General features: G+C 56.1%; 15 protein-coding genes. 11 read left to right on the forward strand and 4 right to left on the reverse strand.

The features are described from left to right. Positions 1-103: 103 nt before the first annotated feature. Positions 104-973: a class A beta-lactamase gene (gene bla / locus E0L21_RS15855; protein ID WP_131411137.1), complete on the reverse strand. Its 870-nt coding sequence runs from the start codon at positions 971-973 to the stop codon at positions 104-106. A 45-nt stretch (positions 974-1,018) separates the two neighbouring features. Here bla and E0L21_RS15860 point away from each other — a divergent pair, with 45 nt between their 5' ends. Beyond that, on the forward strand, positions 1,019-1,960 hold the full coding sequence (locus tag E0L21_RS15860) for a zinc-dependent alcohol dehydrogenase family protein (RefSeq protein WP_131411139.1): 942 nt from the start codon (positions 1,019-1,021) through the stop codon (positions 1,958-1,960). Here E0L21_RS15860 and E0L21_RS15865 read toward each other — a convergent pair. Next, positions 1,957-2,781 (reverse strand): SDR family oxidoreductase, encoded by an 825-nt coding sequence (locus tag E0L21_RS15865; RefSeq protein ID WP_131411141.1) that lies wholly within the window; start codon positions 2,779-2,781, stop codon positions 1,957-1,959. The two genes, E0L21_RS15860 and E0L21_RS15865, sit on opposite strands and share 4 nt — an antisense overlap. Positions 2,782-2,881: 100 nt before the next feature. On the opposite strand from E0L21_RS15865, the gene E0L21_RS15870 reads away from it, so the two are divergent. Together E0L21_RS15870 and E0L21_RS15875 are read left to right on the forward strand one after the other, a co-directional pair. After that, positions 2,882-3,790: a LysR family transcriptional regulator gene (locus tag E0L21_RS15870; protein ID WP_131411143.1), complete on the forward strand. Its 909-nt coding sequence runs from the start codon at positions 2,882-2,884 to the stop codon at positions 3,788-3,790. 160 nt (positions 3,791-3,950) lie between these two features. After that, positions 3,951-4,679 carry a metallophosphoesterase gene (locus E0L21_RS15875; protein WP_131411145.1) on the forward strand — a complete coding sequence of 243 codons (729 nt, stop codon included), beginning with the start codon at positions 3,951-3,953 and terminating at the stop codon, positions 4,677-4,679. A 58-nt stretch (positions 4,680-4,737) separates the two neighbouring features. Here E0L21_RS15875 and E0L21_RS15880 read toward each other — a convergent pair whose 3' ends face one another. Together E0L21_RS15880 and nifJ are read right to left on the reverse strand one after the other, a co-directional pair. After that, positions 4,738-5,235 (reverse strand): cupin domain-containing protein, encoded by a 498-nt coding sequence (locus E0L21_RS15880; protein WP_131411147.1) that lies wholly within the window; start codon positions 5,233-5,235, stop codon positions 4,738-4,740. A gap of 187 nt (positions 5,236-5,422) precedes the next feature. Beyond that, the gene (nifJ, locus tag E0L21_RS15885) at positions 5,423-8,935 is read right to left on the reverse strand and encodes a pyruvate:ferredoxin (flavodoxin) oxidoreductase (RefSeq protein ID WP_131411149.1); all 3,513 of its coding nucleotides are present in this window, start codon (positions 8,933-8,935) and stop codon (positions 5,423-5,425) included. A gap of 369 nt (positions 8,936-9,304) precedes the next feature. Here nifJ and nifH point away from each other — a divergent pair, with 369 nt between their 5' ends. The 8 genes from nifH to E0L21_RS15925 all read left to right on the forward strand — a co-directional run bounded on the left by nifH (position 9,305) and on the right by E0L21_RS15925 (position 17,582). Beyond that, positions 9,305-10,186: a nitrogenase iron protein gene (gene nifH / locus E0L21_RS15890; RefSeq protein ID WP_131411151.1), complete on the forward strand. Its 882-nt coding sequence runs from the start codon at positions 9,305-9,307 to the stop codon at positions 10,184-10,186. A 16-nt stretch (positions 10,187-10,202) separates the two neighbouring features. Further along, on the forward strand, positions 10,203-11,651 hold the full coding sequence (gene nifD / locus E0L21_RS15895) for a nitrogenase molybdenum-iron protein alpha chain (RefSeq protein WP_131411153.1): 1,449 nt from the start codon (positions 10,203-10,205) through the stop codon (positions 11,649-11,651). Positions 11,652-11,706: 55 nt separating this feature from the next. Further along, positions 11,707-13,269 carry a nitrogenase molybdenum-iron protein subunit beta gene (nifK, locus tag E0L21_RS15900; RefSeq protein ID WP_131411155.1) on the forward strand — a complete coding sequence of 521 codons (1,563 nt, stop codon included), beginning with the start codon at positions 11,707-11,709 and terminating at the stop codon, positions 13,267-13,269. A gap of 40 nt (positions 13,270-13,309) precedes the next feature. Then, the gene (nifT, locus tag E0L21_RS15905; RefSeq protein WP_131411157.1) at positions 13,310-13,528 is read left to right on the forward strand and encodes a putative nitrogen fixation protein NifT; all 219 of its coding nucleotides are present in this window, start codon (positions 13,310-13,312) and stop codon (positions 13,526-13,528) included. Between the two features lie 11 nt (positions 13,529-13,539). Further along, positions 13,540-14,202, forward strand: a complete 663-nt coding sequence (locus E0L21_RS15910; RefSeq protein WP_131411159.1) for a NifB/NifX family molybdenum-iron cluster-binding protein — start codon at positions 13,540-13,542, stop codon at positions 14,200-14,202. A gap of 165 nt (positions 14,203-14,367) precedes the next feature. Continuing rightward, positions 14,368-15,741 (forward strand): nitrogenase iron-molybdenum cofactor biosynthesis protein NifE, encoded by a 1,374-nt coding sequence (gene nifE / locus E0L21_RS15915; protein ID WP_131411273.1) that lies wholly within the window; start codon positions 14,368-14,370, stop codon positions 15,739-15,741. Positions 15,742-15,751: 10 nt separating this feature from the next. Next, the gene (gene nifN / locus E0L21_RS15920) at positions 15,752-17,137 is read left to right on the forward strand and encodes a nitrogenase iron-molybdenum cofactor biosynthesis protein NifN (RefSeq protein ID WP_131411161.1); all 1,386 of its coding nucleotides are present in this window, start codon (positions 15,752-15,754) and stop codon (positions 17,135-17,137) included. Next, positions 17,124-17,582 (forward strand): NifB/NifX family molybdenum-iron cluster-binding protein, encoded by a 459-nt coding sequence (locus E0L21_RS15925; RefSeq protein ID WP_131411163.1) that lies wholly within the window; start codon positions 17,124-17,126, stop codon positions 17,580-17,582. Before nifN ends, E0L21_RS15925 begins: the two co-directional genes overlap by 14 nt. Positions 17,583-17,718: the final 136 nt, after the last annotated feature.

The raw sequence follows: 17,718 nt of genomic DNA on the forward strand, positions 1-17,718 counted from the left end.
ACACTTAACCATTATCCATTTATGGTTATTTTTGCGGGTAATTTGGGGCAGATACTTATTTAACTAAAATTAGTGGCAGAGATTTTTCTCTCTGCCCTTTTTATTACTTCGTCGCGCTGAATATGGCTTTACCGATGCGGGCAATGGCGTCATTACTTTGCGCGATTGTCGCTTTTGTATCCGTTATATAAATAGATACAATACGAGGCGCGCCTTTTTTCGGCCAGACAATACTGATAATCGAACGCGAACCATATCCGCCCGCCCCGGTTTTATCGCCAATCACCCAGCCTTTTGGCAATGTGGAACGCAGCAGCGCATCGGCGACTTTATCCTCTTTAATCCACTGCACCAGTTGCGCACGCGAACGCGGCGTGAGCACTTCGCCGAGCGCCAGTTTTTGCAGTGTGTGACTGACGGCAAGCGGCGTGGTGGTATCACGCAAATCACCCGGCACGGCGCTGTTCAATTCAGGTTCCGCACGATCGAGTCGCGTGACACTGTCACCTGAATCAGCAAAGAAACGCGTCACCGCAGCCGGACCGCCGAGCTTTTTCGCCACCAGGTTCGCTGCCGTGTTGTCACTTTCACTGACCGCCGCACTGCACAGTTGCCGCCAGCTCATCGATGAAGGTGCGACAAACTGGCTGGTCACCGGCGAATAGGGAACCAGCTCACTTTGGGAAAACTGGGTGGTCTCATTTAACGCCAGTTCACCTTTGTCGACCTTGCTCAGCACCGCGCCGCACAGCAGCGCTTTGTGGGTACTGTTTAGCGGAAAACGCTCATCACCCCGGTAGCTCACCGTCTCACCGCTGGCGGTATCCACCACCGCAATGCCGATGCGCGCGCCTAAGTGCTCTTCCTGCAGGCGGGCCACCGCCGTCAGCGTGGCGTTATCAATATTGGCGGCGCTGGCGACGAACGCGCTGAATAACAGTAAAGAACAGATTGATTTCACTGGGAAAAACATAGGTATAATCCTTGTTCAAACAGAACAACATCATGAGTGGGCATCATGTATAACACCGCGTTAGTGTACAGAAGTTTCGGCGAACCGCAGACTGTTCTGCAAGCTGAAACCACCGTGCTGGCACCGCTTCCGGCAGGAGATGTTCGCGTCAAAATGCACCTTGCGCCGGTCAATGCCTCGGATTTAATCCCCGTGACCGGCGCCTACAGTCACCGCATCACCCTGCCCGCCGTCGCGGGCTATGAAGGCGTGGGCGTAGTGATACAAACTCACGATGCAAACGCGGATTTACTGGGTAAACGTGTGTTGCCGCTGCGCGGTCAGGGCACCTGGCAGCAGTATGTGGATTGCCCGGCGGAACTGGCTGTGCCGGTGCCGGATGATATTGACGATACGCTTGCCGCCCGCGCCTACATCAACCCGCTGGCCGCGCAGATGATGCTGGAACATTACCCGGTTCACGGCCAACATGTGCTGGTCACCGCGGCGGGAGCTGACTGCGCCGGTTACCTTGCGCAGTGGGCCAGGCGTCAGGGGGCAAAAAGCGTGACCGGCATTTATCGTTCCGCCATCCACGCCTGCCGCCTGTCGGCCTGCGGCGTGATACCGCTGGCCGACACGGATAGCGCCGCCATCAAAAAAGCAGCGAGTAAAGCCAGCGTTATCTATGACGCCACCGGCGGCGCACTGGCAGAAATGTTGCTGCAATCAATGCCGAAAACGGGGCAATTTATCAGCTACGGTTTGCTTTCCGGACAGCCGTTCAGCATCCAGCGACGCTTACCCGCAGTCCACTGGTTCCATGTGCGTAACTATCTCGACGCAATGACGGCAGATGGCTGGCAGCAGGCATTTTGCACGCTCTGGGAGCGACTGCGCGCAACGCCAGTAAGCGAGGTCACGCTGATTGATTTTCAGCAGTGGCGGCAGGCTATCACGCTATACCAGACGCCAGGTCGGATAGCCAAACCGCTGCTGTCGTTTTAATCCCTGTCGGCGGAATATGCCACATCGCGCTGGCGCTCAATTTCCGCTAATCGCGCGCGGAGCGAGGCCACCAAGTGCTCCCAGGCAAGGCTGCCCAGCGGCACTCTGAACGGCGGCGCGGGTGCGTCTGCCGCCGCGATAATCGCATCAACCGTGCGCTGCGCATCGCCTTTTATGTCAAAACTGCCGTTGGCAATACCCCGACGCACCTCGCCCGCAGGCGTATTGTCATAGGCAGCGAGCGGCGCAGCGTGATCGAGCCCGGCACCAAAGCCGGTTTGCGTTGGGCCGGGTTCGGCAATCACAATCTCGATACCAAACGGTTTTACCTCCTGCGCTACCGATTCCAGAAAGCCTTCAATACCCCACTTACTGGCGTGGTAAAGACTGAAATTGGGGTACGCCACCTGGCCGCCTTCCGAAGAGACCTGCACAATCCGCCCGCCGTGCTGGGCGCGCAGCCACGGCAACACAGCACGGACTAACTGGATGGAGCCGGTAAGATTGGTGGCGATCTGCCGGTCGATTTGCGCGTCACTCACCTCTTCCGCCGCGCCAAACAAGCCGTAGCCGGCATTGCTTACTACCCGTTCAATCACGCCAAAGGTGGTGAACGCGGCGTCCACTTCGCGGCGCAGTGCCGCGCTGTCGGTCATATCAAAACAGCTGACGTGCAACCGCGACGCATATTGCGCCTGTAATGCGCTTATCGCGTCCGCGCGCCTGACACAGGCTACCACCCGGTCACCGCGCGCCAGCAGCGTTTGTGTCATCAATAATCCCAGCCCGGACGAAGCGCCGGTAATCAGCCATGTCGTCATAAATGCCTCCGCATGTTTTCGTTGAGTTAATAGCGTAAGCACCCGGCACTGCTATGATAAGACGCACCAATCGGCATGCAGCGGTGAAAAATATTCAACAATGAAAAATATCAGTCTCGCAGATTTAAAAGCGTTCCTGCTGGTTGCACAGCACCGCAGTTTTCAACAAGCCGCCAATGAACTGGGAGTGTCCCGTTCCTCGCTGAGCCATGCGATGCGCGGGCTGGAAAGCCAGCTTGGCGTACGTTTGCTACATCGCACGACCCGCAGTGTCTCGCTGACAGAAAACGGCGCGGCGTTTTTGCAACGTATCGATCCCCTGCTCAGCCAGTTAGATACGGCGCTGGATGCCACCCGTTTTCGCCCGCAGGAGTTGCACGGCACTTTGCGCATCAACGCCAATGAAGGCGGCGCGCACTGGCTGCTGGCGCATGTGGTTGAAGGTTTTTTACAGGCGCATCCGCAGGTGATGCTGGATATCGTGACCGAAGGTCGGTTGGTGGACATCGTCGCCGAAGGATTTGATGCGGGCGTACGGCTGGCAGAGTCTGTACCGCTCGATATGATTGCGGTGCCCTTCGGCGGGCCGATCCGCTTTATCGCCATCGCCTCACCGCAGTATCTGCACACAGCGGGCGTGCCGCAAAGCCCGGCAGATCTTTTGCAGCATCGCTGTATCGCCCAGCGTTTGCCGAGCGGAAAACGCTATCGCTGGGAGTTTGTGCAACATGGCAAGCCGCTGACGCTCAACGTGCCCGGCAATTTGTGCCTTGATAACAGCGCGCTGATGGTCGAGTCGGTGGTAAAAGGCTTAGGCATTGCTTATGTCCCTGAGCCTTATGCCCGCGAGGCCATCGACAACGGGCAAGCGCAACAGGTGCTGTCGCTGTTCAGCCCGCCGATTGCAGGTTTATGCCTTTATTATTCCGGTCACCGGCAAATACCAGCAACGTTGAACGCGTTTATCGCCGCCATCCGTCAGGCCAACGAAGCCGCTCCGTCGCGGTAATTATTCAATAAACTGCCCGGTGCGCAGATCGAGGCGGAAATCGCGCCCGCCGTCCGGCGGATCAAATACCACACCGTCTGATGCAGTCACTTATGCCGTTTCTGCAGTGAGCCTGGTTAGGCTACGCTTGGACGGTGAAAACGGACAAACCGGAGAGAAAATGCTGATTGCCCAACTGAGTGATATTCATGCTGCGCCGGATAATGACAACCTTCAGCGCCTGCATCGCGCCCTCGACTGGTTACTGACGCTCAAACCCGATCTGCTGGTGGTGAGCGGCGATTTAACCGATGGTGGCTGGGGCGCGGGCTATCGCGCCATTGACAGCGCATTGCAGCGCCTGGCGTGCCGTTCACTGATCCTGCCCGGCAACGCCGATGATAAAACCATGATGTGTGAAAATCTGGCTGCTTTTGCTCACCGCTCGGCGCACGACGCGCTGCATTTCCATGAGCAAGTGGATAACGTGCCGGTGATTGGCGTGGATGTGACGGTAACCGGTGAAAGCCGGGGCGATATCCGCCCGCATCTGCGCTGGCTGGAAGCGGCGCTCATGGCACAGCCGCACGCGGCGATGATCTTTTTACACCAGCACCTTTTCCCAAGCGGCATTGCCCCACTGGATAACGCCATGTGCGAGGGCGGCGAGGCGCTGGCGCAACTGCTGGCGCGCTTACCGCACCCGCCGCTGGCATTGTGCGCTGGTCACGTACACCGGGCGATGTCCGCCACCTTTGCCGGTATTCCGGCGTATCTTTGCGGCTCCATCTGCCCGGCAAACCCGCTGATGCTGAATACACAGCACATCCCGATGGCAAGCGATCCGCCCGCGCTTCTCATTCACGAACTGCGCGGTGATAACCGGGTGACTCATTTTGTCAGCCTGTAGCGGGCATCGCCCATGCGCCGGTTTTCCCTTCACACCGGCGCAAAACAAACGATGACTTTTATGGTTCGCCTTCCCAGTAGTCCACGTTCTCACCGCGAAAATCGAGCTGGCGAAAATCTTCGCGGCCCTGGCTGTGCGCTTTCGCCAGAAATTTATCCGCATCCGGGTATTCGCAGATTTCCGGGCTTTCCATGGTGCTAATTGAGAGATAACGCAGCGGCTGATCGGAGGTATTGATAATCTGGTGCGGCCACGTTTTGCCAGGCGGAATGCAGATAACATCCCCTTCCTGGATGGGCCGTTCTTCATCGCCGATGCGCAATGTGCCGTTACCGTTCAGTACAATAAACATCTCCTCCTGCGCATGATGCAGATGAAACGGGCAGGCCCGTTTACCCGGCGGCAAAATATCGATCGACGCACCTAACTTGCTGGCGAGGGTGCCTTTGGTCAGCGAGCCGCCGAGCGATTCATACAGTGGCGGGCGCACGAAGTTTTCCATTTCGATGTGGTTGAAATTGCGGATCACAAACGCGGGCGGGGTTTTGTCGTTCATAAACAGTTCCGGTAAAGGGTTCCTGTTCAGTATTGAAACACCCCTCCAGCCTGTCAATGTGTTCTGCCAGCGTAACGAGAATGAGTGGGCCGCCATTCACAGCGCCGCTGGCAGAAAGAGGTTATCCGCAATATCTACTGCGGGTGCATATCAGCCCGGCCGTTGCTGCACCGCCGGGCTTCAGGGCTTACTCCCCCGCCAGGCGCTGATACTGGGCAAAACGCTGCCGGGCATCCTGTTCCGTTTGCGCAAACAGCTGTTCGGCCAGTGAAGGCGAGATGCGTTCAAGTGAGGCATAGCGCACTTCGCCGAGCAGAAACTCGCGAAAATCCTCTTCCGGCTCGTCGGAGTCGAGAATAAACGGTTTTTTCCCTTTTGCCAGCAGTTGCGGGTTATGACGCCATAAATGCCAGTAGCCCGCGTCAACCGCCCGTTTCGCCTCGCGCATACTGCATCCCATCCCGGTTTTTAACCCGTGGTTGATGCACGCGGCATAGGCAATCACCAGCGACGGTCCGGGCCAGGCTTCTGCCTCGGCAATCGCCCGCAACGTCTGGGCTTTATCCGCGCCCATCGCCACCTGCGCGACATACACATTGCCGTAGTTAACCGCCATCATACCGAGATCTTTTTTGCGCGTACGCTTGCCTTCAGCGGCAAATCTGGCGATGGCTGCCGCAGGAGTCGATTTTGACGACTGCCCGCCAGTATTGGAGTAAACCTCGGTATCAAACACCAGAATATTGACGTCCTCGCCGGAGGCCAGCACATGATCCAGCCCGCCAAAGCCAATGTCATACGCCCAGCCATCGCCGCCAAAAATCCACTGCGAGCGCTTGGCGAAATAGTCGCGGTTTTGATAGAGCCGGTTGAGCAGCGGGTCGTCGCCCTTCTCCTGTTCAAGTAACGCGCTGAGCTGCCCGGCGCGCTCCTGTGTCCCTTCGCCCAGATCTTTATGTTCCAGCCACTGGCGCAGCGCCTGTTCAAGATCTGCGCCAAGCGGCGCTTCCAGCGCGTTTAACGCATCGCTGGCGATCTGTTCGCGTAATGCGCGTCCGCCCAGCATCATGCCAAGGCCATATTCGGCATTATCTTCAAACAGCGAGTTCGCCCACGCCGGTCCCTGGCCTTTATGGTTTGTCGTCCACGGAATGGACGGTGCGCTGGCTCCCCAGATTGACGAGCAACCTGTGGCATTAGCGATCATCATTCGGTCACCAAACAGTTGCGTGACCAGCCGCGCATACGGCGTCTCTCCGCACCCTGCGCACGCGCCGGAAAACTCCAGCAGCGGCGTTTCAAACTGGCTACCTTTGACGGTCGTTTTGCTGAAGGGATTAGCTTTGGGCGATAAACCTAACGCATGATCCCAAATAGGAACCATCGCTTGCTGACTCTCCAGCGGTTGCATGGTCAGTGCCTTGCCTTTTGCCGGACAGATATCCGCACAGTTACCGCACCCGGAACAATCCAATGGTGAAATCGCCAGGTGGTATTCATACCCTTTTGCCCCCTGAGCGGGTTGGCTCAACAGTGCAATCGGCGCGGCTTGCCGCTCGGCCTCATCCAGTAGCGCCGGGCGCACCGCCGCATGCGGACAAATAAACGCACATTGATTGCACTGGGTGCAGCCTTCGGGGTTCCAGACCGGCACCTGCATGGCAATGCCGCGTTTCTCCCAGGCGGCGGTGCCCGGTGGGAACGTGCCATCTTCCCGGCCGATAAAGGCGCTGACGGGCAGTTTATCGCCGCACTGGCGATTCATTGGTTCAAGAATATCGCGAATAAAGTCCGGCATCAGGCGCGTATCCTCGCGAGTATTCTCTTCCAGCCATGCCCAGCGCTCCGGCACCATCACTTCCTGCAGCGCCTCCATGCCGAGATCGATGGCGGCATTGTTCATTTCCACCACTTTCTGGCCCTTGCGCCCGTAAGATTTCTCGACGGCCTGCTTCAGATAACCCGACGCCGTCTGGGGTTCGATAATGCCCGCCAGTTTAAAAAACGCCGACTGCATCAGCATATTAAAACGCCCACCCAGCCCCAGCCTGCGGGCTATGTCCACCGCATTGAGGGTATAAAAGCGGATCCCCTGGCGCGCAATATAGCGCTTCATCGCGTTAGGCAGCCGCGCCTCCAGCTCTTCGCCAAACCAGGTACAGTTGAGCAGAAATGTCCCGCCGGGGTTTAACCCCTCCAGCAAATCATATTTATCGACATAGGATTGCTGCGAACAGGCGATAAAATCAGCTTTGTTGATCAGATAGGGCGAGGTGATGGGCCGTTCACCAAAACGCAGATGTGACACGGTAATGCCGCCAGATTTTTTCGAGTCGTACGCAAAATAGGCTTGCGCATACATCGGCGTGTTATCACCGATTATCTTAATCGCGCTCTTATTGGCGCTGACGGTGCCATCCGATCCCAGCCCCCAGAATTTACACGCGGTGATCCCCTCACGAGAAACCTGCACATCATACGAAGGCATCGGCAGCGAGGTATGCGTGATGTCGTCAAAAATACCCAGCGTAAAGTTATCTTTTGGCAACGGTTTTTTCAGGTTTTCAAATACCGAGACAATATCCCCCGGCAGCACATCTTTACCGCCCAGCCCGTAACGACCGCCGACAATTAACGGCGCGTTATCATGGTGGTAAAACGCATTTTTCACATCCAGACATAAAGGCTCCGCCTGCGCTCCGGGCTCTTTGGTGCGATCGAGCACCGCAATGCGTTTCACGCTGGGCGGGATTCTGGCGAAGAAGTGCGCCAGCGAAAACGGCCGAAACAGATGCACCGTCACCAGCCCGACTTTTTCGCCGCTGTCGCAAAGTGCGTCTACGACGTCCGAAATGGTGTCGCATACGGAACCCATCGCCACAATAATTTGTTCAGCATCTTGCGCGCCGTAGTAATCAAATAAGTGGTATTCGCGCCCGGTGATGGCGAAAATTTCCGCCATATAGTTTTCGACAATTTCTGGCAACGCATCGTAATAGCGGTTAGACGCTTCGCGTGCCTGGAAGTAGATATCCGGGTTTTGCGCCGTCCCGCGAATCACCGGATGTTCCGGATTAAGCGCATTACGGCGAAAACGGTTCAGCGCATCGCTATCCAGCAGCGGAGCGAGTTCATCATACTCCAGCACCTCGATTTTCTGGATCTCGTGCGAGGTACGAAAACCGTCGAAGAAGTTAATAAACGGCACACGGCCTTTGATTGCCGACAGATGCGCCACCGCCGAGAGATCCATCACCTGCTGGACATTGCTCTCGGCCAGCATCGCGCAGCCGCACTGGCGCACCGCCATCACATCCTGATGATCGCCAAAAATATTCAGCGAATTTGTCGCCAGCGCCCTCGCGCTCACGTGAAACACACCGGGCAGCAGTTCACCGGCGATTTTGTACAAATTAGGGATCATTAATAACAACCCCTGCGATGCGGTGTACGTTGTGGTGAGTGCCCCGGCCTGTAGCGCGCCGTGTACCGCTCCCGCCGCACCCGCTTCCGACTGCATCTCCATTAAACGGACCGGCTGACCAAACAAATTTTTCTTGCCCGCCGCTGCCCACTCATCCACGTTTTCCGCCATTGGTGTGGAGGGCGTAATGGGGTAAATCGCTGCGACATCAGTAAAGGCATAGGAGATCCAGGCTGCCGCCGCGTTGCCATCCATCGTTTTCATCTTTCCGGACATTGCTCGTTCCTCGGTTCTTAGAGGTGGTGATGCCTTCGCTATTGCACAGCCTGTGCCATTTCAGTTATTGCAGTGAATACAAGCAATTAGAAACCGGGGCGGGAAATGGATTGCGTGGAATAAGACAGCGAACACGACAGCTTGTTGAACTGCCGACAAAGTGTGACGCCCTGCAGAGCGGGCAGCGGCTGCAAACAGAATTGTGCTGTTTCGTACAATTGGTCAGATGTTTGTGAACTCTTTGTTCCTTCCCTTCGAAACCCTAAAATAATAAAACATTAAAAATCAAATCATTAACCACTCTGGCATGGCTGGTATGTTCCCTGCACAAGGTAATGTGGCAAACACATAACCAACAGGAGAAACACCATGACCATGCGTCAATGCGCCATTTACGGCAAAGGTGGGATCGGCAAATCGACCACCACACAAAACCTGGTCGCCGCGCTGGCGGAGATGGGTAAAAAAGTAATGATTGTCGGCTGTGATCCGAAAGCCGACTCCACGCGATTGATCCTGCATGCGAAAGCGCAGAACACCATTATGGAGATGGCCGCCGAAGTCGGTTCCGTGGAAGATCTGGAGTTAGAAGACGTGCTGCAAATCGGTTACGGCGGCGTGCGCTGTGCGGAATCCGGCGGCCCGGAGCCAGGCGTTGGCTGTGCGGGTCGTGGGGTAATCACCGCGATTAACTTCCTGGAAGAAGAAGGCGCTTACGTTCCGGATCTGGATTTTGTTTTTTACGACGTGCTGGGCGACGTGGTATGCGGTGGTTTCGCCATGCCGATTCGTGAAAACAAAGCGCAGGAGATCTACATCGTCTGCTCTGGTGAAATGATGGCAATGTACGCCGCCAATAACATCTCCAAAGGCATCGTGAAGTATGCCAAATCCGGCAAAGTGCGCCTCGGTGGGCTGATTTGTAACTCGCGCCAGACCGACCGCGAAGATGAGCTCATCGTTGCGCTGGCAGAAAAACTCGGTACGCAAATGATCCACTTTGTTCCCCGCGACAACATCGTGCAGCGTGCGGAAATCCGCCGTATGACGGTTATCGAATATGACCCGACCTGCAATCAGGCGAATGAATATCGCGACCTTGCCAGCAAGATCGTCAACAACACCAAAATGGTGGTGCCAACCCCCTGCACCATGGATGAACTGGAAGAACTGCTGATGGAGTTCGGCATTATGGATGTGGAAGACACCAGCATCATTGGTAAAACCGCCGCCGAAGAAAACGCCGTCTGACGACAGGAGCACTCCCATGAGCAATGCAACAGGCGAACGTAACCTGGAGATCATCGAGCAGGTGCTGGAGGTTTTCCCGGAGAAGACGCGCAAAGAACGCAGAAAACACATGATGGTAACGGACCCGGAGCAGGAAAGCGTCGGCAAGTGCATCATCTCTAACCGCAAATCGCAGCCGGGCGTGATGACCGTGCGCGGCTGCTCGTACGCCGGTTCGAAAGGGGTGGTATTTGGGCCAATAAAGGATATGGCGCATATCTCGCACGGCCCGATCGGCTGCGGGCAATACTCCCGCGCCGGACGTCGTAACTACTATACCGGCGTCAGCGGCGTAGACAGTTTTGGCACGCTCAACTTCACCTCCGATTTCCAGGAGCGCGATATCGTGTTTGGCGGTGACAAGAAGCTCACCAAACTGATTGAAGAGCTCGAAGAACTGTTTCCGCTGACCAAAGGCATTTCGATTCAGTCGGAATGCCCGGTCGGCCTGATTGGCGATGACATTGAGGCTGTCGCTAACGCCAGCCGCAAAGCGATCAACAAACCGGTTATTCCGGTGCGTTGCGAAGGCTTTCGCGGTGTGTCGCAATCCCTCGGTCACCATATTGCCAACGATGTGATCCGCGACTGGGTGCTGGATAACCGCGAAGGCAAACCGTTCGAAACCACCCCTTACGATGTGGCGATCATCGGCGATTACAACATCGGTGGCGATGCCTGGGCATCGCGCATTTTGCTCGAAGAGATGGGGTTGCGGGTAGTGGCGCAGTGGTCTGGCGACGGCACACTGGTGGAGATGGAAAACACACCGTTCGTCAAATTGAACCTGGTGCACTGCTACCGCTCAATGAACTACATCTCGCGCCATATGGAAGAGAAGCACGGTATTCCGTGGATGGAATACAACTTCTTTGGCCCGACGAAAATCGCGGAATCGCTGCGCAAAATCGCCGACCAGTTTGACGACACCATTCGCGCTAACGCCGAAGCGGTGATCGCCAAATACCAGGCGCAGAACGACGCCATTATCGCCAAATATCGCCCACGTCTGGAGGGTCGCAAAGTGCTGCTCTATATGGGCGGGCTGCGTCCGCGCCATGTGATTGGTGCCTATGAAGACCTGGGGATGGAGATCATCGCCGCCGGTTACGAGTTTGGTCATAACGATGATTACGACCGCACTCTGCCGGATCTGAAAGAAGGCACGCTGCTGTTTGATGACGCCAGCAGCTATGAGCTGGAGGCGTTTGTCAACGCGCTGAAACCGGATCTCATCGGTTCCGGCATCAAAGAAAAATACATCTTTCAGAAAATGGGTGTGCCGTTTCGCCAGATGCACTCCTGGGATTACTCCGGCCCGTACCACGGCTATGACGGCTTCGCCATCTTCGCCCGCGATATGGATATGACGCTCAACAACCCCGCCTGGGGCCAGTTGACCGCGCCGTGGCTGAAATCCGCCTGATTTTTATCCTGTTATCCCGCTTGTTCACCGATTTGTGGCGCGGGAGGAGAACACCATGAGCCAGACTGCTGAGAAAATACAGAATTGCCATCCCCTGTTTGAACAGGATGCTTACCAGACGTTATTTGCCGGTAAACGGGCATTCGAAGAGGCACACTCGCCGGAGCGTGTGCAGGAAGTTTTTCAATGGACCACTACCCCGGAATACGAAGCGCTGAACTTCAAACGCGAAGCGCTGACTATCGACCCGGCAAAAGCCTGCCAGCCGCTGGGCGCGGTGCTCTGTTCGCTGGGGTTTGCCAATACCCTACCGTATGTGCACGGTTCACAGGGTTGCGTGGCCTATTTCCGTACTTACTTTAACCGCCACTTTAAAGAACCGGTGGCCTGCGTGTCGGATTCAATGACGGAAGACGCGGCGGTGTTCGGCGGTAATAACAACCTCAATACCGGGCTACAAAACGCCAGCGCGCTGTATAAACCGGAGATTATCGCCGTCTCTACCACCTGTATGGCGGAAGTGATCGGTGATGATTTGCAGGCCTTTATCGCTAACGCCAAAAAAGATGGTTTCCTGGATGCCGCCATCCCCGTGCCCTATGCACATACCCCCAGTTTCATTGGTAGCCATATCACCGGCTGGGACAACATGTTTGAAGGCTTTGCCCGTACCTTTACGGCAAGCCATGAAGCACAGCCCGGTAAAATTTCACGCCTCAACCTGGTGACCGGGTTTGAAACCTATCTCGGTAATTTCCGTGTGCTGAAACGCATGATGGAGCAAATGGAGGTGCAGGCAAGTTTGCTCTCCGATCCGTCGGAAGTGCTTGATACCCCTGCCAACGGGCATTATCAGATGTACGCAGGTGGTACAACGCAGCAAGAGATGCGCGATGCGCCGGACGCTATCGACACGCTGCTGCTGCAACCCTGGCAACTGGTGAAAAGCAAAAAAGTGGTGCAGGAGATGTGGAAACAGCCTGCCACCGAGGTTTCCATTCCCGTTGGGCTGGCAGGAACAGACGAACTGTTGATGGCGATTAGCCAGTTAACCGGTAAGGCCATCCCCGATACGCTGGCGCTGGAGCGCGGGCGGCTGGTCGATATGATGCTCGACTCTCACACCTGGCTACACGGTAAAAAATTCGGTCTGTTTGGCGACCCGGATTTTGTCATGGGATTGACCCGTTTCCTGCTGGAACTGGGCTGCGAACCGACCGTTATCCTCTGTCACAACGGTAACAAACGCTGGCAGAAAGCGATGAAGAAAATGCTCGAGGCCTCACCGTACGGCCAGGAGAGCGAAGTGTTTATCAACTGCGACTTGTGGCATTTTCGCTCGCTGATGTTTACCCGCCAGCCGGATTTTATGATTGGCAACTCGTACGGCAAGTTCATTCAGCGCGATACCTTAGCCAAGGGTGAACAGTTTGAAGTCCCGCTGATCCGCCTCGGTTTTCCGTTGTTCGACCGTCACCATCTGCACCGACAGACAACCTGGGGCTATGAGGGCGCCATGAGCATTCTCACTACGCTGGTGAATGCGGTGCTGGAGAAAGTAGACAAAGAGACCATCAAGCTCGGCAAAACCGACTACAGCTTCGATCTTATCCGTTAACCATCACATGCCCCGCGTCACGCGGGGCCCGGGAGGCTCTATGCCGGTCGTTATTCTTCGCCAGCGCGGCGCGGATCTGTATTGCTATATCGCTAAACAAGATCTGGAAGCCAGAGTTGTACAGGTTGAACATGACACGCCGGAACACTGGGGCGGCGCGCTTGAACTTGAAGGTGGACGCCGTTATTACGTCAATCTGCAACCTGGCCGCCCTACTTTTCCACTCAGTCTGCGTGCCACCCGCGACGCGCAGGTATAAGGAGATGAGCAATGTCCGACAACGATACGCTGTTCTGGCGGATGCTGGCGCTGTTTCAGTGCCTGCCGGAGCTGCAACCGGCGCAAATTATGGCATGGCTCACTCATAGCAGTGATGAAGTGCTGACACCCGATGGGCTGGCAGCGCTCGAACTGCCGCGACTGGAAGCCCATTTTCCTTATGCGGAAGCATTGATGTCCAACGGGCGCTGGGCGCGGGTAAAAGCCTGTCTGCGCGGCGAATTGCCGGCGCATTTGCAGGTGCAGGCTGCCAAAAACCGCCGTCCGCAGTTGATTGCTGCTTTCTGCTCGCAGGATGGGCTAACCATTAACGGTCATTTCGGCCAGGGGCGGCTGTTTTTTATCTACGGATTTGATGACCAGGGGGGCTGGTTACATGACCTGCGCCGCTACCCTTCTCACCCGCAAAACCAGGAACCGAACGAAATCCGCGCGCAGTTGCTCAACGACTGCCATTTGTTGTTTTGTGAAGCTATCGGCGGCCCGGCAGCCGCACGGTTGATTCGTCATAATATTCACCCGATGAAAGTGGCACCGGGCAATACCATTTTGTCCCAGTGCGCTGCCATCCAGAGCTTGCTGGCCGGGCCGTTACCACCGTGGCTGGCGAAACGACTTGAGCGCGCGAATCCGCTGGAAGCTCGAGTATTTTAGCCCCCAAACGCCCCCCGCTATGGGGGCGTTTTTTTGGCGTGGGCATTGCGCCAATTGTCTGCTTTGTCACAAAGCGCACAACACTTTCTCCTTAAAAATCAATCACTCTTTTCTGGCTTGCGATTTGCACCGTTAACGCTAACCCAACCAGAAAATGAGGTGATGATGAAGGGGAACGATATCCTGGCGCTGCTCGATGAGCCTGCCTGCGAGCATAACCATAAACAGAAATCTGGCTGTAGCGCGCCAAAACCCGGTGCCACCGCCGGAGGTTGCGCCTTCGACGGCGCACAAATCACCCTGCTGCCGTTTTCCGATGTGGCGCATCTGGTACATGGCCCGATTGGCTGCGCCGGTAGTTCATGGGATAACCGCGGCAGCCTGAGCTCTGGTCCACGCATCAACCGGCTTGGATTCACCACCGATTTGAACGAGCAGGATGTCATCATGGGGCGTGGCGAACGGCGGCTGTTCCACGCAGTACGCCATATTGTCGACCGCTATCACCCGGCGGCGGTATTTATTTACAACACCTGTGTTCCGGCAATGGAAGGCGATGACATTGAAGCTGTCTGCCAGGCTGCGGCAACCGCCACCGGAGTGCCCGTGATTGCCGTTGATGTGGCCGGTTTTTACGGTAGCAAAAACCTGGGTAACCGCCTGGCGGGCGACGTGATGGTGAAAAAAGTCATCGGCGGACGCGAACCCGCGCCGTGGCCGGAAAATACGCCTTTTGCCCCGGCGCATCGCCATGACATTGGCCTGATTGGCGAATTTAACATCGCCGGAGAGTTCTGGCATATCCAGCCGCTGCTGGATGAGCTGGGAATTCGCATCCTGGGTTCCCTTTCCGGCGACGGGCGTTTTGCCGAGATCCAGACGTTGCACCGTGCGCAGGTCAATATGTTGGTTTGCTCCAGAGCGCTGATTAATGTCGCCAGATCGCTGGAGCAACGCTACGGCACACCGTGGTTTGAAGGCAGTTTTTATGGCGTTCGCGCCACCTCCGATGCCCTGCGCCAGCTGGCAACACTCACCGGCGATAACGATTTAATGGCGCGAACCGAGCAACTGATCGCGCGTGAGGAGCACGCAGCAGAACAGGCGCTGGTGTCGCTGCGCGAACGTTTACGCGGCAGAAAGGTGCTGCTTTATACCGGCGGCGTTAAATCCTGGTCAGTCGTTTCGGCACTGCAGGATCTCGGCATGACGGTCGTCGCTACCGGAACCCGCAAATCCACCGAAGAGGATAAACAGCGCATCCGTGAACTGATGGGCGATGACGCTATCATGCTGGATGAGGGCAATGCCCGCTCCTTGCTGGATGTGGTTTATCGCTACAAAGCCGACATGATGATCGCTGGCGGACGCAATATGTACACCGCCTATAAAGCGCGTCTGCCCTTTCTGGATATTAACCAGGAACGTGAACACGCTTTTGCCGGTTATCGCGGCATCATCACCCTTGCCGAACAACTTTGTCAGACCCTGGAAAGCCCGGTCTGGCCGCAAACGCATACCCGCGCGCCGTGGCAATAAGGAGCTAACAATGGCCGAAATTCTTCGTAATAAAAAACCGCTGGCGGTCAGCCCGATAAAAAGTGGCCAACCGCTCGGCGCGATCCTTGCGAGCCTGGGATTCGAACAGAGCATCCCGCTGGTACACGGCGCACAGGGATGCAGTGCGTTCGCGAAAGTTTTCTTTATTCAACACTTTCACGATCCCATTCCGCTGCAATCAACGGCGATGGACCCCACATCCACCATTATGGGTGCCGATGAAAACATTTTTACCGCACTCAACGTTCTCTGCCAGCGCAACGCCGCGAAATCCATTGTGCTGCTCAGCACCGGGCTTTCAGAAGCCCAGGGCAGCGATATTTCTCGGGTGGTGCGCCAGTTTCGTGACGATTTCCCCCGCCATAAAGGCGTTGCGCTGCTCACCGTAAACACGCCGGATTTCTATGGCTCGCTGGAAAACGGCTACAGCGCAGTGCTGGAAAGCATGATTGAACAGTGGGTGCCCGCGCAGCCCGCCACCAGCCTGCGCAACCGCCGCGTGAACTTGCTGGTCAGCCATTTACTGACGCCGGGCGATATCGAATTGCTACGCAGTTATGTTGAAGCCTTTGGCCTGCAACCGGTGATTGTGCCGGATCTGTCGCTGTCGCTGGATGGGCATCTGGCAAACGGTGATTTTTCGCCCGTTACCCAGGGAGGAACGTCGCTGCGCATGATTGAACAGATGGGGCAAAACCAGGCCACCTTCGTGATTGGTAACTCGCTGGGGCGTGCAGCAGGGTTACTGGCGCAGCGCAGCCGTGGCGAAGTGATCACCCTGCCACATCTGATGACGCTTGAAGCGTGCGACACGTTTATCCATCGATTGAAAACGCTCTCCGGTCGGGATGTCCCCGCGTGGATTGAGCGCCAGCGCGGGCAAGTTCAGGATGCGATGATCGATTGCCATATGTGGTTACAGGGTGCCGCTATCGCCATGGCAGCAGAAGGTGATCACCTGGCGGCGTGGTGCGATTTCGCTCGCAGCCTGGGCATGATCCCTGGACCAATTGTCGCGCCGGTCAGCCAACCGGGATTGCAACATCTGCCGGTCGAAACGGTAGTGATAGGCGACCTGGAGGATATGCAGGATCTGCTGTGTGATACGCCTGCCGCGTTGCTGGTGGCCAACTCTCATGCCGCCGATCTCGCCACACAGTTTGATTTGTCGCTTATCCGCACCGGTTTCCCGGTTTATGACCGTCTGGGAGAATTTCGTCGTGTACGCCAGGGCTATAGCGGCATTCGTGACACGCTGTTTGAACTGGCGAATGTGATGCGTGAACGCCATCACCCCCTTGCAATCTATCGCTCGCCGCTGCGCCAGCACTTTGGCGACAACGTTACGCCAGGAGATCTGTATGCCGCATGTTAATCGTCAGTTCAGCACTATTTGCTCGGACGAATGGTCAATGAAAGTCGCCTTTGCCAGTTCTGATTATCGCCATGTGGATCAGCACTTTGGCGCCACGCCAAAATTAGTGGTCTATGGCGTCAAAGAGAGCGAAGTCACGCTGTTACGGGTGGTGGATTTCTCCGTGCTCGCCGGGCACCAACAAGAGAAGCTCAATTGTCGCATTCACGCGCTGGAAGATTGCGTCACACTCTACTGCGTGGCGATTGGTGAAGCTGTTTTTCGCCAGCTTTTGCAAGTCGGCGTGCGCGCGGTACGTGTACCGCAAGAAACCACCATTGCCGGGTTGTTACAGGAGATCCAGCACTACTGGTATGACAAAGAGCAGCGTAAAACCGCCCGCAATCCGCAACGCTTCGCCCAGTTTCTGCAGGAACAGACATGGCAGGAAGAAGATGAGCATTAGACACAGTCCGTGTCGGTTGTGTGACAAAGCCAACATAAAATTGCGACACAGCGCAAAGTTTTATGTTGGCCTCAATTTTTACTTTATTGAAATATAACGTTTTTCCCTTCTGGTATTGCTTTTGCTTGGTTGTCAT

Origin of the sequence: Kosakonia quasisacchari (assembly GCF_004331415.1) — a bacterium.
GTDB classification, from domain to species: Bacteria; Pseudomonadota; Gammaproteobacteria; order Enterobacterales; family Enterobacteriaceae; genus Kosakonia; species Kosakonia quasisacchari.

Excerpts from the sequence above, each read along its gene's own strand:
- bla (WP_131411137.1), bottom strand. The coding sequence starts at position 973 with ATGTTTTTCCCAGTGAAATCAATCTGTTCTTTACTGTTATTCAGCGCG.
- E0L21_RS15860 (WP_131411139.1), top strand. The coding sequence starts at position 1,019 with ATGTATAACACCGCGTTAGTGTACAGAAGTTTCGGCGAACCGCAGACT.
- E0L21_RS15865 (WP_131411141.1), bottom strand. The coding sequence starts at position 2,781 with ATGACGACATGGCTGATTACCGGCGCTTCGTCCGGGCTGGGATTATTG.
- E0L21_RS15870 (WP_131411143.1), top strand. The coding sequence starts at position 2,882 with ATGAAAAATATCAGTCTCGCAGATTTAAAAGCGTTCCTGCTGGTTGCA.
- E0L21_RS15875 (WP_131411145.1), top strand. The coding sequence starts at position 3,951 with ATGCTGATTGCCCAACTGAGTGATATTCATGCTGCGCCGGATAATGAC.
- E0L21_RS15880 (WP_131411147.1), bottom strand. The coding sequence starts at position 5,235 with ATGAACGACAAAACCCCGCCCGCGTTTGTGATCCGCAATTTCAACCAC.
- nifJ (WP_131411149.1), bottom strand. The coding sequence starts at position 8,935 with ATGTCCGGAAAGATGAAAACGATGGATGGCAACGCGGCGGCAGCCTGG.
- nifH (WP_131411151.1), top strand. The coding sequence starts at position 9,305 with ATGACCATGCGTCAATGCGCCATTTACGGCAAAGGTGGGATCGGCAAA.
- nifD (WP_131411153.1), top strand. The coding sequence starts at position 10,203 with ATGAGCAATGCAACAGGCGAACGTAACCTGGAGATCATCGAGCAGGTG.
- nifK (WP_131411155.1), top strand. The coding sequence starts at position 11,707 with ATGAGCCAGACTGCTGAGAAAATACAGAATTGCCATCCCCTGTTTGAA.
- nifT (WP_131411157.1), top strand. The coding sequence starts at position 13,310 with ATGCCGGTCGTTATTCTTCGCCAGCGCGGCGCGGATCTGTATTGCTAT.
- E0L21_RS15910 (WP_131411159.1), top strand. The coding sequence starts at position 13,540 with ATGTCCGACAACGATACGCTGTTCTGGCGGATGCTGGCGCTGTTTCAG.
- nifE (WP_131411273.1), top strand. The coding sequence starts at position 14,368 with ATGAAGGGGAACGATATCCTGGCGCTGCTCGATGAGCCTGCCTGCGAG.
- nifN (WP_131411161.1), top strand. The coding sequence starts at position 15,752 with ATGGCCGAAATTCTTCGTAATAAAAAACCGCTGGCGGTCAGCCCGATA.
- E0L21_RS15925 (WP_131411163.1), top strand. The coding sequence starts at position 17,124 with ATGCCGCATGTTAATCGTCAGTTCAGCACTATTTGCTCGGACGAATGG.